General features: G+C 48.4%; 13 protein-coding genes and 1 pseudogene. 4 read left to right on the top strand and 10 right to left on the bottom strand.

Going from position 1 to position 21258, the window contains the following annotated elements:
• Positions 1 to 50: 50 nt before the first annotated feature.
• Together TCA2_RS10140 and TCA2_RS10135 are read left to right on the top strand one after the other, a co-directional pair.
• Complete coding sequence (locus TCA2_RS10140) at positions 51 to 413, top strand: hypothetical protein (protein ID WP_047911478.1); 363 nt, start codon at positions 51 to 53, stop codon at positions 411 to 413.
• A 262-nt stretch (positions 414 to 675) separates the two neighbouring features.
• Positions 676 to 3150, top strand: coding sequence for an Ig-like domain-containing protein (locus TCA2_RS10135; protein ID WP_047911477.1), 2475 nt, complete (start codon positions 676 to 678; stop codon positions 3148 to 3150).
• Positions 3151 to 3180: 30 nt separating this feature from the next.
• On the opposite strand, the gene TCA2_RS10130 is transcribed toward TCA2_RS10135, so the two are convergent.
• Complete coding sequence (locus TCA2_RS10130) at positions 3181 to 3873, bottom strand: alpha/beta hydrolase (protein ID WP_238546339.1); 693 nt, start codon at positions 3871 to 3873, stop codon at positions 3181 to 3183.
• Between the two features lie 308 nt (positions 3874 to 4181).
• Between TCA2_RS10130 and TCA2_RS10125 the strand changes: the two genes are divergently transcribed.
• Complete coding sequence (locus TCA2_RS10125; RefSeq protein ID WP_052511877.1) at positions 4182 to 5270, top strand: copper amine oxidase N-terminal domain-containing protein; 1089 nt, start codon at positions 4182 to 4184, stop codon at positions 5268 to 5270.
• Positions 5271 to 5362: 92 nt separating this feature from the next.
• Here the strand turns inward: TCA2_RS10125 and TCA2_RS10120 are convergent, their stop codons facing one another.
• The 9 genes and pseudogenes from TCA2_RS10120 to TCA2_RS10080 all read right to left on the bottom strand — a co-directional run bounded on the left by TCA2_RS10120 (position 5363) and on the right by TCA2_RS10080 (position 20157).
• Positions 5363 to 7654 (bottom strand): beta-glucosidase, encoded by a 2292-nt coding sequence (locus TCA2_RS10120; protein ID WP_047911475.1) that lies wholly within the window; start codon positions 7652 to 7654, stop codon positions 5363 to 5365.
• A gap of 26 nt (positions 7655 to 7680) precedes the next feature.
• Positions 7681 to 8919, bottom strand: a complete 1239-nt coding sequence (locus TCA2_RS10115) for a PTS sugar transporter subunit IIC (RefSeq protein ID WP_047911474.1) — start codon at positions 8917 to 8919, stop codon at positions 7681 to 7683.
• Between the two features lie 216 nt (positions 8920 to 9135).
• Positions 9136 to 11583 (bottom strand): helix-turn-helix domain-containing protein, encoded by a 2448-nt coding sequence (locus tag TCA2_RS10110; protein WP_081872373.1) that lies wholly within the window; start codon positions 11581 to 11583, stop codon positions 9136 to 9138.
• A gap of 182 nt (positions 11584 to 11765) precedes the next feature.
• Positions 11766 to 12755 (bottom strand): M15 family metallopeptidase, encoded by a 990-nt coding sequence (locus TCA2_RS10105; protein WP_047911472.1) that lies wholly within the window; start codon positions 12753 to 12755, stop codon positions 11766 to 11768.
• 199 nt (positions 12756 to 12954) lie between these two features.
• A complete protein-coding gene (locus tag TCA2_RS10100; protein ID WP_047911471.1) occupies positions 12955 to 13689 on the bottom strand; it encodes a hypothetical protein in 735 nt (244 codons plus the stop codon).
• A 33-nt stretch (positions 13690 to 13722) separates the two neighbouring features.
• Positions 13723 to 16908, bottom strand: a complete 3186-nt coding sequence (locus TCA2_RS10095) for a DEAD/DEAH box helicase (protein ID WP_047911470.1) — start codon at positions 16906 to 16908, stop codon at positions 13723 to 13725.
• A 211-nt stretch (positions 16909 to 17119) separates the two neighbouring features.
• On the bottom strand, positions 17120 to 18385 hold the full coding sequence (locus TCA2_RS10090; RefSeq protein WP_047911469.1) for an ABC transporter substrate-binding protein: 1266 nt from the start codon (positions 18383 to 18385) through the stop codon (positions 17120 to 17122).
• A gap of 51 nt (positions 18386 to 18436) precedes the next feature.
• Positions 18437 to 19273: a carbohydrate ABC transporter permease gene (locus TCA2_RS10085; RefSeq protein ID WP_047911468.1), complete on the bottom strand. Its 837-nt coding sequence runs from the start codon at positions 19271 to 19273 to the stop codon at positions 18437 to 18439.
• Position 19274: 1 nt separating this feature from the next.
• Positions 19275 to 20157, bottom strand: a pseudogene (locus tag TCA2_RS10080) (carbohydrate ABC transporter permease).
• A gap of 224 nt (positions 20158 to 20381) precedes the next feature.
• Here TCA2_RS10080 and TCA2_RS10075 point away from each other — a divergent pair.
• Positions 20382 to 21143: a TspO/MBR family protein gene (locus TCA2_RS10075; protein WP_047911467.1), complete on the top strand. Its 762-nt coding sequence runs from the start codon at positions 20382 to 20384 to the stop codon at positions 21141 to 21143.
• The last annotated feature ends 115 nt before the right edge of the window (positions 21144 to 21258 follow it).

Raw genomic sequence — 21258 nt, 5'->3', positions numbered from 1 at the left:
AATAAATTAAATTTGAGTATGCCGTAGGCAGCTTAAGAGGAGGTGCTCCAATGGGAAAACAATCCTATTATGTATCCATCACTCAAAAGTTGATTCATCAAGATTCCTCTGAATCGAGTGATTATGAAGTCCACTTAGATGATGAACAGCTAAGTATTCTTCAGGATATGCTCAGGGCCATGGATCAAGAGGACAGATACACGTTGCAGCGGACCCCTGTGCCTTACAAATCAGCCGATCACGATGATGCGAACGATGAGTTTACAGGTCAATTAAAAGAACTGTATCAGTTCATCTACGACGCAGGAACCGATGACACCCGTGCCGAGATCCGTAAGCTTCGAATCTTGGACAAGCTAGAACATACCGACTATGACAATAGAGGCTATGAGAATTCACCCATGAACAAGTAAACTCGATAAGAAATGAAGCGCGTAACGAAGGCTTCATCTTACGAAAAGACCAAATTCGCATCAACGAATTTGGTCTTTTCGTATTTAAGCAAAAATAACCTGACATGAACCCTTCAACAGTTCTATTCAACGATTTTTCGTAATATCTAAAAGTAACCGCTTTAAGCTAACACCAAATTTCGTAGATCGGTCTTGACAGTGATCACAGCAGCGTTTCTCGTCAAATATGTTTACATCATATTGACAAGGATGTGAGATGACCATGTTTTCATTTCTGCGAACGTGTGGATTATTGAGCCTCGTATTGGTACTTTCCTTAATTCATGTCCCCCCTTATTCTGTTACCGCAGCAGCCCGGATTACGATTGATTCGCATCAGGATGGACAGACGATCTCCCCAGGCTTGACCCAGCTCTATGGTACGTATACCGATGTATATGAAGTGGAACTGATTGTGAACGGCGAGATGGTAACCGATGTTCAGATGGATGATCCGGACGGTAACGACAGCGGAGATTGGTCGTATTCCCTCGATACTTCACAATGGGACGGTCCGATTGAGGTTGTCTTGAAGTCGAAGGATACCGGCACCAGATATGGGATATGGTCCTCCTTTATGTCACTTGTCGTGGATAACCCTGCAGCACACATCCCTGAGGTTCTTGTTACAGGTCCGGCCGAACGCGCTATGCTGAAGGCCAAAGAGCGGGTCAATATTGCGGTTAACAGCAAGAACTCCATTACAGCAGTTGAGCTTCGCATTGATGGTAAAGAATGGATTCCACTTGCATCCAGCCGTGACGGATATTCCTATACCTGGGATACACGCATGGAAGCGAAGAAGGTACACAGTCTGGAAGCTAGAGCGACCGACGCGAACGGGAATACAGGCTACAGTCCGACGATTTACGCAGACACGAGGAAGATTTCAAATGCCGGGGAGTTAAACGATGCGGCGAATGATATGGAGATTGGTATAGAGAATGATATAGAGAATGATGTAGATAGTGAAACAGTGAATGACGGATCATTACAGATGGACCTCGAATCCATTGATTCGGTTGCTTCCGTCGTAGACAGTGTATATGAATCGGATTCGGTGACAGACAGTGTCTATGAACCAGACTCTTCCACTGAGGAATTGGGGGAATTGCTGGCTGAGCCTTCTCCACTCCCTGATCAGGATCGAGCGATATGGATATGGGAGACCGCGTCTTATCATCTCGTACGGAATCCAAATTCCTGGCCTGTCTTGTCCTCGCTTGCATCCGATACAACGACCTTTAATCAGCGGCCCATCACGACATTGTACTTAGGTGTTGACCAATATGATGGAGCCTCTATGCTGGAGGATTATCGCAGTGAAGTCCGGCAGTTTATTACATGGGCTCATGGAGCAGGATTTCGGGTAGAAGCTCTGATTGCCGGTGGAACCAAGCCGCCTTATTTTGGAGCCTACACAAGATACCGTACACAGGCGGTGCGGGAGTTTGAAAAAGTGCTGAATTACAATATTGCTTCTGATTCCGAAGCGCAGTTTGATGGCATCAATCTCGATACAGAGCCTTACATCCTGCCTGATTTCAAGACAGCCAAACCGTCTGTCCAGGTTCAGTATCTTGATATGCTTGCCGCACTTATGGAACGCAAGGCCGCTTCCGGCCTCACCTTCCCTGTAGGAGCAGCGATCCCAAGATGGTACGACACATCAGCCGATGCCAGCAACATTCCTTGGAATGGAGCAACCAAATGGATGTCGGAACACATTCAGGATACAGCAGATTATATCTCGATTATGAACTATCGTGATCAGGCGGAAGGAAGTGCCGGCATCATTAATCATGCACTCGGAGAAGCTGCTTATGCGAATGCAATCGGCAAGCCGAAATCCGTCATTATCGGAGTGGAAACCAAAGACATTGCGGATGGTGGAGACCCGGAGACGATCAGTTTCCATGAAGAAGGAAGAACCTACATGGAACAGGAGCTGGCCAAGGTCTACACTGCCTTTGAGAATGACCCTGCCTTCGGCGGCGTTGCGCTGCACCATTATTCTTCACTGATTGATTTCCCTAGCAAGTGGGGACCTGGAGGATATAGCTGGGCACCTCCTGCGGACAGCGAGCCGCCAACCGCTCCTGCCGGACAGGTGCAGGCTGTAACCTTTGACCATCAACGGATCGACCTCTCTTACGGGATGGCACAGGATAATACCGCCATCAACGATTATCGGATTTATCGCAGTACAGATGCTGCATTTAGTATTGGGCCGGAGACGTATGCTGGCACAGCCAAAGGATTATCGTTCAAAGACAAAGGACTGCTGCCGGATACGACCTACTACTATCAAGTGACAGCTGTCGATATTCAGGGCAATGAAGGTCCGGCGAGCAGCATCGTCTCTGCGACCACGGGCTCTTCCACACTCAAGCCTATGGTCATCCGTGATATGAACATCGAATTTACTGACGGAAAAGCAGCCGTCTCCTTCAGTGTCATCGACCGTGATACCGGAGAACCGGTGCCTGCCAAGGTCAGCGGCAGATTCACACGCATGGCAGGCAAGTATATTACCGCCGCTACGGATGCGAACGGACTTTTTCAAGCGGTGTCTGAGAGCATTACCGCCGCTGACGGCGAGATCAGCTTCGAGCCCCGCCGCATTATGGCATCCGGATATTACTGGGCAGGCGCGTACGATGAACTGCCTTATCTAAGTGTCACATGGGGACCGTAAATCGGTGAAATGAGAAGAAGGCAGAGCGACCTATGTGAACAGCCATCTCAGTGCTTCGGGAAAGTGCTTGGCAAAAAACATAGCATCATGTGTTCCGCCTTCTTCGACCGTGAACTTCAGCTTATCCTCGGGAAAGCCATTGTCAATCAGTGCTCTGTAGGCTTCATGTGTATTCTCTACCATATTTCGCTGGATACTTTCTTTATATACACCTTCCAGGCTGCCTACAGACATATACAGCTTCTGATCACAAGAGGGCACATCCGTATCTTGAATAAAGGCCAGCATCCCCTCGTACCACATCGAGGCAGATATAGCACCAATTCTTCCGAACAGATCCGGGCGCTGATATGCCGCATAGATCGAGATCATCCCGCCCAGAGAGGCTCCTGCCATTGCTGTATTCTCTGGACCGGAAAGGGTGCGGTAAGTCTGGTCCATATGCGGCTTCAGTACGTCCGCAACGTACGATATATACTCCTCCCCCATGCCGCCAAAACTCGCTGACCTTCCATTTAATGACGGAGCAGGCCATGGGGTATACTCATCATTGCGATGATTAGGTACGATGCCCACAAATATGATCTCGGGAAGCTCCTTGTTCCGAAGCTTGTGTTCAAGTAGATTCAAGCAATCTCGTACCAATGTCATTCCGTCCTGTATATAAACAACGGGAAATCGTGCAGCACCTTGATGATAGGATGGAGGCAAATATATGTGCACGTCCCTCCCTCCGATTTTTTCTTGCTTAAAGGTTTCTCTCATCTGTCTCTATTCTCCTCGCTATCTTAGAACAGGGTATTATGGAAGTCATCATCCCTAATTTTATTAACATGAGGCAGCAACATCCATGGACTATGTACGGAAGAGTATAGGGATGGGAGCTAAGCACCAATATAGAGGACGTTGCAACCTTCATTGCATTAACTTCGTCTAATAACTTGTCAACAGCTGGATCGAATACGCTAGGCTATTCGTGTTCTTAAGCTAAAACGACACTTACATCAAGACGAAGGAGAGATCAAGATCTAATGAACAAGAAAATGAAAACCGGCGCAGCTGCACTCGCACTGACCGCAGCCCTAAGCAGTGGATATGTGTACGCTAACGGTAACGCCGACGCCCCTGTATCTGTCTCCACCACAGCGGCAAGCAAGGTGAGTATTACAGTCAACGGTCATGCCATTGATGCAGGATTTATGCTGCCTGATGCCGAGCATCCAATGATTCCTGTCCGTGCCCTCGCAGAAGCGCTGGGTATGGAGCTCACATGGGTGAAGGATAGCAAAACAGCGGAATTAACTAAAGGCAATGTATGGACCGCTATACCGACAGGTAAAGATCAGTATAATGTGAATCGCATGTACGTCGAGCTTGGACAAGTACCTGTCATTGTCGAGGGGACACAATACGTTCCGCTAAACTTTGCAAGTGAAGTACTGCATGCCAATGTGAAGACGGAAGGAGCCTCAGTAACGATTACGACAGAAGAAGTACAGGAATTCGCAACATCAGTAGGTGTCGTTACTTATGCTGATGATTCCAGAGTCCACATTAATGGAGTCGGCCCAGAGAGCTTAATCCTGAATGCAAATGACGACACGGAATACCTGTTAGCGGATGGTACTAGCCTGGATATCACCGATCTAAAAGTCGGGGATCAAGTGGTAGCACAGCATTCCATAGTAATGGCACTCAGCATGCCGCCTCAATCTGCTGTGTACAAAATCACAGTCACAGAGCAGGCTCAAGAGAACCTTCACAGCGTTGAAGGGACCATCGGTGATATTCGTGTAACAAATAACGGTGACCGCAGCCTCCTCATCCAGAGCGGAATGCTTGCAGCAAATCCTCAGTCTGAAATCGTACTGCAGATTCATGAGGATACTCAGGTCGTGAATACCAAAGGGGAGAAGGTTGATCCGGCATCCATTACGGACGAGGATTATGTAATCGGCTTCCACAATGGTGTTCTGACCCGCAGCCTGCCTCCAATCGGCAATGCAATCAAGATCGTTGTTGATTCGGTAGACGTCAGTCAGTCCCCTGAAGAGTCAGCTGAAGCACCGGCAGAAGCTGACAATTCGGCAGAGACAATCAAGCCATTCCCTGCTGAATAACGTTTATAACAGACGTAAAATGAAAAAAGAAGCAGGAGATCTTCATGGATCTCCTGCTTCTTGTCATGTTCAAAATCTGTTCGCAATAATTATTAACTGAGCTTACCGGCAAATCTTCTCTCATGAACACGAGTAATGAGCTCATCCATCACATCATCCGGAGTTCGTTCCGTCAACCAATTCTGTCCATACATTTGAAGGATTTTTATCGCAGGAGCATCTCCCCAGAAGCCGACAAAGACCTCGTCCAGATAAATTTGTTCCGTAACGTGCTGATTCATCTCTTCCAACGTTTCTTCAAATACGGCCTTCGCAATTGGATCACTGACCCATTCACTGATCAGACTGAATTTATGAAGCTTAATCTCCTCCACTTCAAATTCACAATAGAGACGCTCTGTCATTCTTAGATCACGAGACGTGCTGCCAAGTGAGATCTTGAAATAACCACTCTCTGCTATCCAGCGGCCATGCTTGGTATTATAGTATGCAAAGTCCCTTTCCTCCAGAGTAAAGACAATCTTCTGTTTCTCTCCCGGAGCAAGCTCAATTTTCGCGAAAGCTTTTAATTCCTTGTCAGGCCGTACGAAGTTGCACTCCTCATCATGTACATACAATTGAACGACTTCTTTACCTGTCCGATCACCTGTATTTTCTATTTGTATTGATACGGTGACACCTTCATCATGCTGAGTTACTTCTAGATCGGTATAGGTAAACGTGGTGTAAGATAAACCGTGGCCGAATGGAAATGCCGGTGCTAGTTCCTTACTGTCATAATATCTATATCCAACAAATATCCCTTCACGATAGTACAGCTTGCCATTTTCTCCGCGAATCCGCATATGAGCAGGATTATCAGACAATTTAACCGGGAATGTCTCTGACAGCTTACCAGATGGGTTGGTTAGACCGAACAATATTTCTGCTATGGCTCTGCCCATACCCTGACCTGTTAACCAAGAATGAATCACACCAGGCACATGCTCTACCCAAGGATGCATGGACAGTGCAGTACCGCTGCTGGTCACCACCACACATTTCGGCTGAACGGCTGCTACCGCTTGAATGAGCGCAACTTGATGATCTGGAAGTTTAATATCTTTTAAGTCATGCATTTCTGACTCCGCATACTCCGGTTGGCCGACGAACAGAATAGCCACATCAGACTTCGCCGCGATGGACACACTTTCTCGAATCATCGCCTCATTAATGGAATCATCTTCTGGATAACCATCAGTATAGCTCAGATTCGTTGATGCTCCCGCAAGCTCCTTCATTTCTTCCCATGGAATATCGACCTGTGTAGGTGTTACCTTCGCACTTCCTGCGCCTTGGATTCTCGGCGTCTTCGCAAATCGTCCGATGATGGCAATCGAACGATCGGTATTCGGCTGCAGCGGAAGAATACGGCCCTCATTCTTTAACAGCACGATGCTCTCTGCCGCAGCTCTTCTCGCAAGTGCATGATAGTCCGGCTTGGAGCCTGCAGCAGGACCCGACTCTTCATTACCGGTCACTCGCTCTACGAGCTTAAGGATACGGGCAACGCTTTTATCGAGCTGCTCCTCCTTGAGGGTACCGTTGTTAACGGCTTCTACAATCAGCTTCATATTGTAATGAGCAGGCCCTGGCATTTCCAAGTCAAGTCCGGCTTTGAGTCCGCGAATACGGTCATTCACAGCTGTCCAATCTGACAATACGACCCCTTCGTAGCCCCATTCCTCTCTCAGAATGTCGTTCAACAAATACTCGTTCTCACTTGTATAAGATCCATTGAGCAAGTTATAAGAGCACATGATAGTCCATGGATCTGCTTTTTTAACAATCCGTTCAAACGCACTTAAATAAATTTCGCGTAGCGTGCGCTCATCAATCTCCGAGCTTGTCACCATCTTCTCGAACTCCTGATTGTTGCCGGCAAAATGCTTGAGGGAAGCACCCACCCCCTCACTTTGGAGTCCATTAATGAAGGCTGCACCAAGCTCACCTGTGAGGAAAGGGTCCTCCGAGTAGTATTCAAAGTTTCTTCCCCCAAGCGGAGTTCGCTTCATGTTGACCCCTGGTCCGAGCAGGAGCTCAACTCCCATCTCCTTGGATTCACGACCGAGCGCAATCCCGATTTCGCCCAGCAGTTCCGTGTTCCAAGACGAGCCAATGGCTGAGCCGGTAGGATAGCAGGTTGCCGGAACATTTTCCGTTGTGATGCCCATTTCTTCATCACTATTCGTTTTGCGGATACCATTGGTTCCATCATACATATGAATGGGAGGAATATTTAGCCGTTCGATTCCTTTGGTCATCCACATGTTTAGCCCTGCAGTGAGAGCTGCCTTTTCCGTCAGTGTCATTTCATCTAGTGTTGCTTCAATTGACTTATTCATCTATAACCATCCTTTACTAGCGATATTTAATTCGATGCTTGTTCTTGTTCTTTCTTCAATTCCTGTGCATCGTACAGCTTGAAGAACGGAAACCATACGATAAATACAATGGCCAACACGACAGCGAGCAGCACGAGCCCATTCAAACCAGACATAATGTAAGTCGATAATCCAATCGGTGTATACCATAGCTGGAAGATTTGACTTGGGATGCGGGCAAGTCCCATATCGAGCGCCAAATATACAATGACAGGCGTGATGAGTCCATTAATCCACATTGGCACCATTAAGAGCGGATTAAATGCAATCGGCGCTCCGTAGACCACAGGTTCGTTAATATTAAATAAGGAAGGAATAATCGTGGCCTTACCGACCGATTTCAGCTTCTTCGACTTAGCGAGCAGGAACCAGATGACCAGCGGCAGCGTCGCCCCCATGCCTCCAATACCAAGCCAGCCGGAAAAGAAGGTCTCAAAGGTGTTAATATTGACTGGATCTTGTCCTTGCGCCACCAATGCAGCATTCTCCTCGATGGCAGGAATCCATATGGCATACCAGATCGGAGTCATCACCCATGGACTGACACCAAAGGAATACAGCACGACACCAATAAAATTAAACAGTACAAAACCTAGCAGACTTTGTCCCACTGCGTTGATTGGCTCGAACACGCTTACAATGAGTGCAAAAATATCAAATTGAAGCTGATATACAAGCACCCAGCCTGTGACAAGAACAACGGCAATCGGAACAAGGAAATCAAACCAGTCCATAATGAATTCCGGAAGCGTAGAGCCTTTCTTAAAGAAAGAAAATTTATTGCAGACATTCATAATGACAGCTACAAAGACACCTACCAGAAGTGCCGTAATCATACCTGATGGACCAAAGCGCTCAAGAATGAACTGGATGGTTCCATCTTCGTTTATCGTCGGGCCAAGCAGCATGACAAACAAAGATACCCCGGTCATACCTGCAAGCAGTTTTATTTTGTGGAGTTCTTTTTTCTCCATCACCACATAAGGCGTTAGAAATGCAATAAATAAACCTAACAGTCCGAAGCTAAACGTCGTGATTGGTGTTAGGTCCGGCATGCCGGGTATGAAGTCCTGTAAGATCGAAATCAGTGTAATAATGGAACCGATGAATATCATCGGTATGGCAACCATGATGGCTTCCTGAATAGATGCAACCCAGATATTATTTGTAAACGCCTCCAATCTAGGCGCAAAGGATTCTGTCATCCATTTCATAAAACGCTTCATCTGTACTCCCCCTCGTCTCTCCTTGGTGTTTCGTGTTTCGTATCTATAGTATATTTTTTGCTGTTAACGCTTTCTTGTTATAACTTGCCGTGTCACGGGTTGTTTTTTGCCTACTTCTTTATCTTCCTACTATCTTTTCTTTCCCTCTCTAAAATAAACAACAAAAAACACCCCTCGAACTAAAAGAGGGATGTTCCGAAAAAAATATTCATATTTCTAATATTGTCTCTCCAGCGTAATCATCATCACACCATGAGGCGGAAGTATAATTTCGCACTGCCAGCTGTCTTCGTGTACTATTTCTGTCTTGATATCTGGACCGCTTCTGCCATGAAGATACATCTTCTCTTCATCTGTGAGAGATTCAGGAGCTCCCATGCGAACCCACTCATCAAACACCGATCCATGCTTCTGATCCAGCTGATAACGGGTGCATTTATAGCTTCCGGATAGCTGATCGAGTGTGACGTCGAATACTCTATTTCCTTTTTTCTCAAACACATCATAACGGTTTAGACTCGAAAGCTCAGACCAATCCCCACTGGCAAAGAGCTGATCCACATGAACATAATGGTAGAACAAGAGCTGGATACTTCCATTCTGACTGCGAGTTACCACATAACCTTCACCAATGCCAAGCAGTTCATCACCCAGCTTCTGCAGCAGTTCAAAAGCATAGTAACTCGGTTTTTTTAACCCATCTCTGCTGATAAGACCAAACCCGCCATAGAATGGAGATGAAGGAACCACACTTTCTTCAAATACATCGGTAAAGCTCCAAAATGCCAAGGCACGAGCTAGGCCGAGCGTATTCATCGCTTGATGGATGACAAACGGACCCATAAACATCGTATCATGCAGCAAATTTCGGTCATATAGCGAAAAATTCCACTCCGTGATCAGAAGCTCAAGCTCACGGAAGGCAGGGACACTTATTTTCTGCTTCAAGCGATCAAGGCTCTCTTTATAGTAGGACGGTGGCATAATTTGGGTTAGAAGCTCTTTCTCCAGCTTGGTTCTTGGGTATTCCGAATAAATATGAAATGAAAAGAAATCGAGCGGCACTTTTCGTTCTTCACAAAAGTTCATAAATTCCTCGGCCCATGTGTCATTCCATAGCGAACCATACCCCATGGCTGGTCCTCCTGTCTTCAGCTCTGGCATGATTGACTTGATTGTGCGGACAGTCGATTCATAGAAGTGAAAATACTCCTCCTTGCTCCCCGCCCAGCAAACCCCGAGCAAATCCGGCTCATTCCACACTTCGAAATACCAGCGCTTCACCTCATCTGCCCCATACCGATTCAAACAATGACGGATGAACTCGCGGACTAATGCATTCCATTTACTTTGATCAGCCGGAGGCGATATATTTCCTCGCCACCAGAACACCGTTTCACCAGAGCGGGCGAGCTGACTTGGCATAAAGCTGAGCTCTACGAACGGTCTGATGCCCACTTCCAGCAGATAATCATACAGCTTGTCCACATAAGCCCAGTTATACGCGGGATTCCCATCCATATCCTCACTGTATACCATCATTTCATCATTAAATAAGCCATGAAAACGGATGTATTGAAAGGGAATACGCCCTATCATTTCGGATAGCTGCTGTCGCCAGTCTTCTCTCAGCCCTTCCACAGCCCTGCCTGCTGTCGTTATGACATTCCAATGCTGATCATAAGGAGTAGACGCACAATCCGCCTTAATTTCAATCAGTTGATGTTCTGCTGTCTGGTGAGTCGAGGAGTCCATTGTCTTCTGCTGCGAATCCGTCCTAGGACCAAGATAACGATACAACGAGCCCATGGCATTCAAAGTATCCATCTCATAATAATCCCCGCTTGAGGATTCCTCGTAAGTCAGTGGCTTGCGATCAGGCCTGTCAGGTTCACGGATCAGGCTGGCTTCACGGTAAGCACCGGGAGTATAGCCGTACTTTTCCTTGAAATACTTATTAAACAGCTTCACATTAGCAAAGCCACAATCCAGGGCAATTTGTGTGATACTCTTGTCACCGCCTGCCAGCTCGGCCTGAGCCTTCTCCAGCCGAATCAGCGTCAAATATTTTTGAAAGGGTATGCCGATCTTATCTGTAAAGAAATGGGAGAAATAATGCAGGCTTAGATGCTCACGAGCTGCCATAGCCTGCAGCGTTATTTTTTCACTGTAATGCTGATCTACGTATGTAAGGACTCGATTCAGCCTTTTATAGTCATACTCCCGGCTTCCTTCTTCCTCGGTGGGATGGACTCCAGCATAGAAATATCTCTGCAGGCACCCGCAGAGTGTCTGTAAGATCCCCATGGTGTAGCTCTGATAACCAGACGCCTTCTTGTTGATCTCCCACACCATCTGTGCGAGATTCTGTTTAATCTGGTACATCTGCGACTCTTGATCCGTATGAGCAGCTGAATTGCAGGCGATAAATGCATTGCTTAGCCATTCCGGGCCAAACTGCAGTGTAAGTAGCACATTGTCCTGTGTTGTCCGTGCGATTTTATGTACCGACATACTGTTGACCACGATCACATCATCTGTATTGAGTACATACTCTTTCTGATCCAAATATATATCGACCGATCCCTGTAATACATAGATAATTTCAACTTCTTTATGCCAATGAAAGTCAATATGCTTTACGCTGTTAACAAACAGCTTCATTGGCAATCCATCCTGATGCTCTATAAATTCGTATAGATAGCGAATACCAATAACCTCCCCTCTCGATAACGATCATACTAATATCGTAAGCCGCCTTTGAAGTTTTCATCCAAAAAACCAATTAAAAATAAAAATTAATAGCGGCGCAGAATGCTGCGCCGCTAACTTAGAACTTATGTCATTTACAGCTTAATATTCGCTTCGTCAAAGTACTCCTCAAGCGTTAGTCCACTTGCAGCAATATCCGGTGCCAGCTCTTTGCCTACATAACGAATGTGCCAAGGCTCATAAACATAGCCTGTCGTTTCTTCCCGTCCTTCCAGATAACGAATAATGAATCCATATTCAGGCGCATGCTCAGCAAGCCACTTACCTTCCTCGGTGTCGCCAAGGATTTCTTCCAATACATTGCCTACGCTTGGGCTGGATACATCAATAGACAGTCCCGTCTGATGCTCACTCTTCCCCGGCTGTGCACTTACACGGAGCGCATATTCTTCACCATTACGTTCTACACTACTGTTGAATACGGCAACCTGACGGTCATAAGAGCGATATCCCGATACCGCGCGAAGCTCAATATTATCCGCTTCTGCAGCGGCAAACAGCTCCTCCAGCGCATCTGCGGCCTCTTGACGCATGTGCCGCTTCTCGTGAGGCTCATCGAATGAGAAGGGAACGTCCGGCTCCACAAGATCTGTCGGCTCGTATCCATCAGGCAGACTGCGTTCTTTGTTGACGATGACCGTAATCGCATCCGGGTTCGTAACCACATTCTTATCTCCAACGACTTCCACCGTACTTTGCAGGGAGCTTGCAGCCCGAAGCGCCATAATGCTGTCTTCCTCTGCACTTCCTGTGCTGTCATCCTCTCCTGCACCTTCCGTAGGATCGTCGGCGTCATCGTCCTTATTATCTTCGCCTCCGTTAGGAGCTTCGCCGTTCTCGTTCGCATCGTTATCCGCAGGCGCATCTTCACCTGTGTTGTCGTCTTCCGACGCATCTGGCGTTTCCTCCTGTGAAGGATTCTCCGCTCCATCCGGCGTCGTCTGCGTCTGATCTTCCTGTGGATCTTCCCCGTTCCCACAGCCTGCTAGTGCAAAGGCAGACAACAGCATGATCGTAAACAGAACCATAGTCCAGCGTCGTTTCTTGGTTGTTGAAGTCGTCATTTTGTTATTTCCCCTATCCCAAATTTATAGCTGTTCAAATCTCTCCCATCCATTATAGACCTATCGAGATAGAGCTTCAAACCCTCATCTTGGTATAGGTCAATCTAAGGTGGCAGATACAAAAAACCACCGAGCCTAGGATCCGCGCCTGTTCGGTGGTCTTCATTTGGTTCTGAGTAGTCGGATTACCTACTTCCGTTCATTTCTTGGCTGTCTTGAGATTCAGTTCCTCTGCCCACTTGGACGCTCTCTCCGAAACCTGCTTGCGGATATGCTCTAAAGCTGCCTCCGCAGGAACGGACGGCACAAGCTGAGCAATACCGGACGACGGCGGAGTCAGCTCTCCAGGTGGAGATAACTTCACTTCAACAGCATCGAATTCTGGACCCGGCCTGTGTAGCGAATGATTGCCAGCGGCATCGCCGATGTAGTCCAGAATGGCAGAAGAATTGCCGCCTGCGCGCTGGGTTTTGCGTTCCAGTAACGACGCTGCCTGAGAAGTGCTGGTGGATACCGATTCAAGGGACCACCTACGAAACACCTCTGTAAGCAGCTCCTCACGCGCCAGACCCAGCATATCAAGCAGTCTCAGCGTATCAGCAGCGGCCCATTCTGCAGCCGCCTGCAAGGCGAATTCGATATGAGGGCATGCGATGCGATTACAGGAGCAGCTCACAACTGCATATTTTACCCAGGAGATCAGCGCAGAATGGTTGAGCTCTACAGCGCCTCCTGTAAGCAGGAGGTACAAGGTATAGGCGTCTTCTTGCAGCTCGCCAAGCACTTCCGATCTTTGCTCTTCATTAAGCTGCTTATATGCAGCTTCGACCTCCGCCTCGTCCTCTGGTGCTTGGGAGTCAGTCTCCGCTGTGTCCCCAATGATTGCCTTCCAGCCGTGAGGCTCCAGTTTAAAATGGTTTACTTGATATGCCACTACAGCCTCACCTCCTGTTTAATCCGTTGTGTACTATACCCACATCTCACCTTGCAGGCTTACGAGGCCCTTCAGCTCATCATCGGACATTTCTGTAATCCAGTTCTCACCCGAACCGACTACTTGCTCCGACAGCTGCTTCTTGCTCTCAATCAGCTCATCAATTCGCTCTTCCAGCGTCCCTTGGCATATCAGTTTATGCACCTGGACATTTCGTTTCTGTCCGATGCGGAATACACGATCCGTCGCCTGATTCTCTACCGCAGGATTCCACCAGCGATCATAATGGATGACATGGCTCGCATGAGTCAGGTTGAGGCCTACCCCGCCTGCCCGCAAGGAGAGAACGAAGAGAGAAGGACCCTTACCGTTCTGAAATTGCTCTACCATTTCGTCTCGTTCTGCCTTCGAAACCCCTCCGTGAAGGAAGAAAGGCTTCTCATCATACCGCTGAGACAATTGCTGAACGAGAATCTCCCCCATCGACACATACTGGGTAAAAATAAGGGCTGCCTCGCCATTATCACGAATTGCATCTGTCAGCTCCATCAAGCGCTCAAGCTTGCCTGACGCCTCTACGCGCCCTGCGTCCTTGCGGCTATGCTCAATGAGTACAGGATGATCGCATATTTGCTTCAGCTTGGTCAAGGAGGATAATACAACGCCCTTGCGTGTAAATCCGGTTTGTCCCTCGATGCCGGTCAGCAGCTGATCGACTACGCCCTTGTATATAGCAGCTTGCTCCACTGTAAGTGAGCAGTAGGATTTAAGCTCCAGCTTCTCCGGCAGATCCTTGCGAATATCCGGATCACTCTTGAGTCTTCTCAGCATAAATGGCGATACCAGACGATGAAGCTCTCGCAGAGAGCTCGTGTCTTCCTGAGCACCTATTGTATAACGCTGTCTAAAGGACGCCGCCGTACCCAGATAGCCGGGATTCAGAAATTGGAAGATGGACCACAGCTCACTAAGCCTGTTCTCTACAGGCGTTCCAGTCATGGCGATACGGTGCGGCGCAGACAGCTTCATGACACTTTGTGCTTGCTTGGTTCGATAATTCTTAATGTACTGGGCTTCATCCAGCACGACAGAGGACCACTCGATCGAGGCCAGATCTGCCCCGTCCCTGCCTGCCAGATGATACGTTGTGAGAATAATATCGTGCTCCCCAGCCTGCTTTCGAAAGGCCTCTCCGTGCAGCCGCTGTGTACCATGATGAATATATAATTTAAAGTCGGGTGCAAAACGCTTAATCTCCCGCTGCCAGTTTCCAAGCAGGGAGGTAGGACAGATGATGAGGGCCGGATGCTCCATATCGAACTCCTCATCTTCCAGGATATCTTGCCCGCCCTGACGATCATCCAGCTCCCGCTCTGCATCTCTCGCTTCCCGTGCAGCAAGCTTGGAATCCAGCAGACAGGTAATCACCTGTATGGTCTTCCCGAGACCCATATCATCGGCAAGGCATACCCCGAAGCCAAGATCACGCATGGCAGCAAGCCACTGATAGCCACGCTGCTGATAGGGCCGCAGATTACCATGAAGGGAAGGCGGCGTATCCCTGATCTGGGTTCGACTCAGCACCTGGCCATCCAGTAGGAAGGACAGCATGCCAAACGATTCCGCACCAAAAATGGACATCCCCTTCCAGCTTGCTTCCTCATCCTCATCAACAGCCAGATGAATCCACTCGGACAGAGCCATGGAGCCTTCCTCATTTTTCTTCATAAAACGCAGCACCTGGCGGATTTCTTTCGGGTCAATCTCGATCCATTCCCCCCGAAACTCCACGAGCGGAAATGCAGAAGCCGCAAGCTGTGCAAGCTCCTCCTTCGTTACCGGCACCCCGTTCAGGACAGCTTCAGCCTCAAACTTAACGAGCTGCTCCATTCCCAGGGTCGGTGCCTTCTGTGCACCCGGTGGCTCACCATTCTGGAGCATCCGGAGCCGAAGCCCTGTCTTCCGCTTCCCTTCCCGACTCCAGCGGGAAGGCATCAATACGGTAATCCCCATCTGCTGCAGCTTGGGAACAGAAGAAGACATAAATTCATAAAATTGCTGTGCATCCATCTCGATCTCATGAGGAGCTGCTCCCATAGCCAACTGCAGGCTGGGTGCAGCTTCACTTGCTTTGCCTAAGGCGAGGAGCATCTGCTCCTGGACCCGGCTGTATTTTACCGTCCCTCGATCCACATCTGGCGAAGGATAAGCCCATATCGCCTCGATTGGCACCCGAAAATCAGCTTCGTTCTCGCTCTCTGCCCAGAAGCTCACTTTCCATGCAGAGGACCGCTCCAGCTCTGACGGCTCAAGCCGCAGACTCAGCTTCAATCTCCCCTCCTCAGGACCAGCAGCCTCCCCTTCGATTACGGGAGGAGCATTGTCTGCTGCTTGAACCACACTGTCGCTTAATTCCTCGATCTCTTGCACAGCAGCCTGCACACTCAGCTCCCGCGAGCCTGTCAGCAGACTGTTCCACCACAGCTCCGTGAGCGGAGAATACCCTCGTCTGTAATTAGCACGGTAACGAGACAGACTGCTCTCTACAGAGGCAATCTCGGCAGACACCGCAGCATGTATCGTTTGTCTGAGGAAAGAGTATAGGACAGCTGATCCTGCCTCCTTCACCGTACTGGCTTCCGAATCCGCGTATGCACCCGATGCGGTCAGACAGATGGCAGGGATGGACTCAGCCAGCTTCAGGAAACGTTCTGTATCAGCAGGCTCTGTTATTTTGGGAAGCCATACGGCTGTTACAGCAGACTGATTGCCTCTGCGCCTTCCACCAGCCGAGGTCACAGGGGCTGTGCCTGGCGTAATTTGCCCTCGAATCAGCAGCTCCATGGCAAATCTAGCCGCCTTAGCCCAGTATTCCATTTCACCGCCTGGGGCAAAGCCTGCCTGCTCTGCCTCTTCCTTATTCCAGCGAATCAGCAGCTCGAAGGCATCTCTTGGAGCGAGCGCCAAGCCTTCCAGCGTCCGGCCAAATGCGGGCCGCTTCTTCCTCGGGCCTGAGCTCGCTTCCTGTTGAACCGATTTCATCTGCCATCTCAGCTCAGCAAGGCGCAGAGCGGCATGTTGAAATGGACGGTAGGTTCCGTCCTTCAGCTTCATTTTTCTTATTAAATGACTCCAAGCGTCGACTTTTGGTTCCGATGTTTCTCCTGAAAAACAAAAAAACACATCTCCGAGCCATATTCCATAAAGTGGTTGATTCATCGTAAGTCACCCGTTAGCCCCTTTAGATTGTTACTCTCCATCATATACGAAAATCAATCTTTTTAAAATTGTTAAGTCGAATTCTAGGGCAATCCCTTGGTTTACTTGATTCTGTATCACAGAAAAAGAGACAGCCCTTCCATTACGGAGCCGTCTCTAAGCCATCTCTTACGATTTCTCTATATCTATGGTAATCATACGCTTACTTCATCTACTCCTTAAGGCTGTCCCAGCTCTTCTGCATATCCTCCAGCAGCTTCGCCGGGTCCGGATTTGCAATGTAGGCCTGCATCACAGCACCATACTCCTGCGGTACACCTTCCGGAAAACGGTTGAAGTTCCAGCTCAGCAACTTATCCTGATCACTGTAATTTATAATTTCTGCCGCCAGATCTCCGAGCACCTCACCGTCAGCCGTCACGCTCTTAAAGGCCGGAATAAACTTGAATTCCTCGGTCATATACCGCTTACCCGCATCCGAGGTTACGAGCCATTCCAAGAAGTCCTTCGCCTCTTCCTTCACCTCAGAGTTCTTGTTAATCACATAGTTGTTCGGCACGCCGACAAACAGTTTATCATACACCTCAGCATCATCTCCGATAGGCATTGGCAGGATGCCGAGGTTCAGATCCGGGTTGATCCCATCAATCTGCACTTGTGTCCAGTTCCCCTGCTGCATCATTGCAGCCTCGCCCGTAGCAAAGAGAGTGACCTGTGTATTATAGTCTGTCGTCAGCGGGTTCTTATTCCCATAGGCAAGGGTCAAATCGAGCAGATTAACCCAGTCTTCAAAAATAGCATTGCCCGGAATTGTTTCCGTTCCCGCATTCAGACCATCAATAAAGGCAACCGGATCGGGCTGATGTGCAAAGGGAACGTTGGCATTGTGATTCCCGAGCACCCACCATTCCTGATAACCGTTCGAGAATGGCACGATGCCGGCGTCCTGCAGCTGCTGTGCCACGGCTTCAAGCTCCGTCAGTGTCTTCGGAAGCTCCGTGATGCCTGCCTGCTCGAACAGATCCTTGTTATAAATAAATCCATATCCTTCAAGCCCAAGCGGCTGACCGTACAGCTTGCCATCCTTCGTCATTGGCTCTTTGGCGACATCAATAATATCATCTACCCACGGCTCATTCGACAGATCCTCAAGAGAATCAATCCATGTGTCCAGCTCACGGTAACCGGCAACGTTGAAAATATCCGGATGCTCTGTACCTGCAAACTTGGTCTTCAGCGCTGCACTATAGTCACTGCCGCCACCAACCGTCTCAATCTCGATATTGATATCCGGATGCTCTTCCTCATACTCAGCAATAAGCCGATCGAAGGCCTCTGCAATTTCGACCTTGTATTGAAAAATCTTAATTGTCTTCTTTCCATCCTCAGCGCCGCTGCCTGACCCTCCGCCGCAGCCGGATAGAACGACAGCACATACCCATACCAGCGTAAACAAGAACAGCCCTTTTTTCTTCAAGATGAATTCCTCCTCATATGAATTAACGTGATTGATTCACGGAATCGATGCTTAACCTTTGACCGAGCCTGCTGTAATCCCCTGAATGATGTGCTTCTGCATCAGCAGGAAGAACAGGATGATCGGTGTAATCCCCAGGACCAGCGCAGGCAGCGCGAGATCCCACTGCTTGGTGTATTGACCGAAGAACGCGTAAGTTGCGATCGGGATTGTATGCAGCTCAGCGTCCTGCAGCACAATGGAGGGCAGTAAGTAATCATTCCAGATCCACAGCGTATTCAAAATGATAATCGTGACATACATCGGCCGCATGAGCGGATAGACTATGCGAAAAAACACACCGTAGGCGTTACTGCCATCCACTCTTGCCGCCTCCTCGATCTCGACAGGCACCGATTTGACAAATCCGTGGAACAGGAAGACCGACATCGGGACCCCGAAGCCGAGGTAGCAGATGATTAGCCCCCAGTGACTGTTCATAATCCCGACGGTGCTTGTTACCTTAACGAGCGGAATCATAATCGATTGAAACGGAATGACCATCGCCGCAACGAACAGGGTGAACAGCACGCGATTGAATCGGGTATTGTGCCTAACCATGCGATAGGCGGTCATTGAGCTGATCAGCACAAGCAGTAAATTACTGATAACGGTTACAATTAAAGAATTCGTAAGCACTTTGGGAAAGTTCGTGATCTCCCATGCTCTTTGGTAATTGCTCCACTCGAACGCTTGCGGCCAGGAGGCTGCATTGGTCAGCAGATCACCGAAGGTTTTGACAGAGTTCACAAACAGGAAATAAAAAGGAACAAGAAACACGAGAGCCAGCAGGATCATGAACAATTCGGTGATGAAGGTACTTATCCGATAGCTTTTTGCAGATTCCATCTTAGGCTTCAACCTCCTTGCTCTTCGTCAATCGAACCTGAATGAACGTAATGATGGCCACGATAATGAAGAAGATCAAAGCTTTTGCCGTACCGAGTCCGTACCTTCCGTTCACGAACGCCTCATTATAAATATTCAGCGCCACCGATTCGGTCGAACGGAACGGCCCTCCCTTAGTGAGGGACAGGTTCAGGTCAAACATTTTGAAGGACCAGGAGATGGCGAGGAACAAACATACGGTAACCCCTGGCATAATGAGCGGCACAATAATACTCTTCAGAATTTGTCCTTTGCTCGCGCCGTCAATCTGAGCTGCCTCAATCACTTCATTCGGTATGTTATTCAGTGAAGATATGTAGATGACCATCAAATATCCGGCTGTCTGCCATACAAAAACAATCACAATCGCCCAGAACGCCGTTGCCTCATCTCCCAGCCAGGGAAGATTAAAAAAACGCGAGTCCTGTCGCTTCTCCAACAGATGCGAATCCGCGGACAAATATAAACTGCCAGATGAACCCGAGAAGCAGTCCGCCGATGACGTTCGGCATGAAGAAGATCGTACGCAGGACATTTTTGGTCTTGAGCGGCCTTGTCAGAAAGTAGGCAAGGAAAAAGCCGAGCACGTTGGTCAGCAGCACACCCGCAAGTGTGAACCAGGCTGTAAACGTAAAGGATTTTAGAAAGGCGGGATCATCCGTAAATATTTTCGTAAAATTGGATAAGCCTGCCCATGTGGGCTCGCTTGCCGCACCATTCCAATTAGTAAAGGAATAGTACATTCCCAGCAGAAATGGAGCCACAATAATAAGGAGGAAAAACACGAGTGAAGGACCTACAAAGACAAGCTGCTGCAGCCACTGTGAAGACCTTTTGCTAATCACGCTGGCCAGCCCCCTTTCAAGTAGCAATATTGTATCTCTAACTATCTTTAACCCATATGAATGGAAATGAATGAACATTACGGAAAATTAAAACTTTCGATGCAGATCATTACATGGCTATTCTTTTGCATACACTTATGTTGAATGTGAAATTATTGGGTAAGGATATACATGAAGGTTTAATTAACCATAGAGTCAATATTATACTTGCGAGGAGGAATTGTATGCTGCGCACCACTCACCGGAACCCTTATAAATGGCTAAACGTCATCGGATTTGTACTTGTGATCGTCATGAACGCGCTCGCTAACCTGCTGCCCATCGGCGGAAGAACCACTTCGGAGGTGTCGGCTCTATACCCTGTACTGATTACACCCGCCGGATATGCCTTCGCCATCTGGTCAGTCATTTACGCCTTTCTGGCCGGATTCATCATTCTGCAGTTTCTGCCGTCCCAGAAGCAGCGAAATACAGCGGCAGTCCTTAAATTCTGGTTCTTCATCAGTTGTCTGGCGAATGCAGGCTGGATTGTCCTATGGCAGAACCTGTGGTTCGGCTGGTCCGTGCTCGTCATCTTTATCCTGCTGTTCTCTCTGAGTCAGATGTATGTGCGTGTATTGGCACTTCAGAAGCCGACTACAGGTGAAAAATGGTTTGTCCAGCTTCCCTTCCGGATTTATCTTGGCTGGGTCAGTGTGGCCACCATTATTAATGTGACCGTTTGGCTTAGCAAACGGGAATGGGATGGATTTGGCCTTGGAGATGAGACATGGGCAATCCTGCTCCTGATCATCGGGGCGATTGTCGCACTCGCAGTCAGCTTCTCTTATCGTGATGCCGTACTACCGCTGGTCTTCGTATGGGCTTATATTGCAATTAGTGTGAAGCAATCCGATATCACCGCTGTAGCTTATACCGCAGCCGGAATTGCAGCCTTGCTGCTGATTTACTCGATCTGGCTGTTCTTCTCCAAACGAAGACAGTAAGTAATAGAGGCCTTGAATTCCTCGAGTGGCTCCGTGCCGCATATAAATAAAGAAGGACCGTCTGCCCTGTCAAATCAGGGCAAGCGGTCCTTCTTCTTTATTGTATGCTTCTACC

The organism is Paenibacillus sp. TCA20 (genome assembly GCF_000732325.1).
Classification (GTDB): Bacteria; Bacillota; Bacilli; order Paenibacillales; family Paenibacillaceae; genus Paenibacillus; species Paenibacillus urinalis.
Note: the sequence above shows the minus strand (reverse complement) of the source record. Positions and strands in the feature narration are given on the sequence as shown.

Coding starts and splice junctions, on each gene's coding strand:
- TCA2_RS10140 (WP_047911478.1), top strand. CDS start 51: ATGGGAAAACAATCCTATTATGTATCCATCACTCAAAAGTTGATTCAT.
- TCA2_RS10075 (WP_047911467.1), top strand. CDS start 20,382: ATGCTGCGCACCACTCACCGGAACCCTTATAAATGGCTAAACGTCATC.
- TCA2_RS10085 (WP_047911468.1), bottom strand. CDS start 19,273: ATGGAATCTGCAAAAAGCTATCGGATAAGTACCTTCATCACCGAATTG.
- TCA2_RS10115 (WP_047911474.1), bottom strand. CDS start 8,919: ATGAAGCGTTTTATGAAATGGATGACAGAATCCTTTGCGCCTAGATTG.
- TCA2_RS10120 (WP_047911475.1), bottom strand. CDS start 7,654: ATGAATAAGTCAATTGAAGCAACACTAGATGAAATGACACTGACGGAA.
- TCA2_RS10125 (WP_052511877.1), top strand. CDS start 4,182: ATGAACAAGAAAATGAAAACCGGCGCAGCTGCACTCGCACTGACCGCA.
- TCA2_RS10110 (WP_081872373.1), bottom strand. CDS start 11,583: ATGAAGCTGTTTGTTAACAGCGTAAAGCATATTGACTTTCATTGGCAT.
- TCA2_RS10105 (WP_047911472.1), bottom strand. CDS start 12,755: ATGACGACTTCAACAACCAAGAAACGACGCTGGACTATGGTTCTGTTT.
- TCA2_RS10095 (WP_047911470.1), bottom strand. CDS start 16,908: ATGAATCAACCACTTTATGGAATATGGCTCGGAGATGTGTTTTTTTGT.
- TCA2_RS10135 (WP_047911477.1), top strand. CDS start 676: ATGTTTTCATTTCTGCGAACGTGTGGATTATTGAGCCTCGTATTGGTA.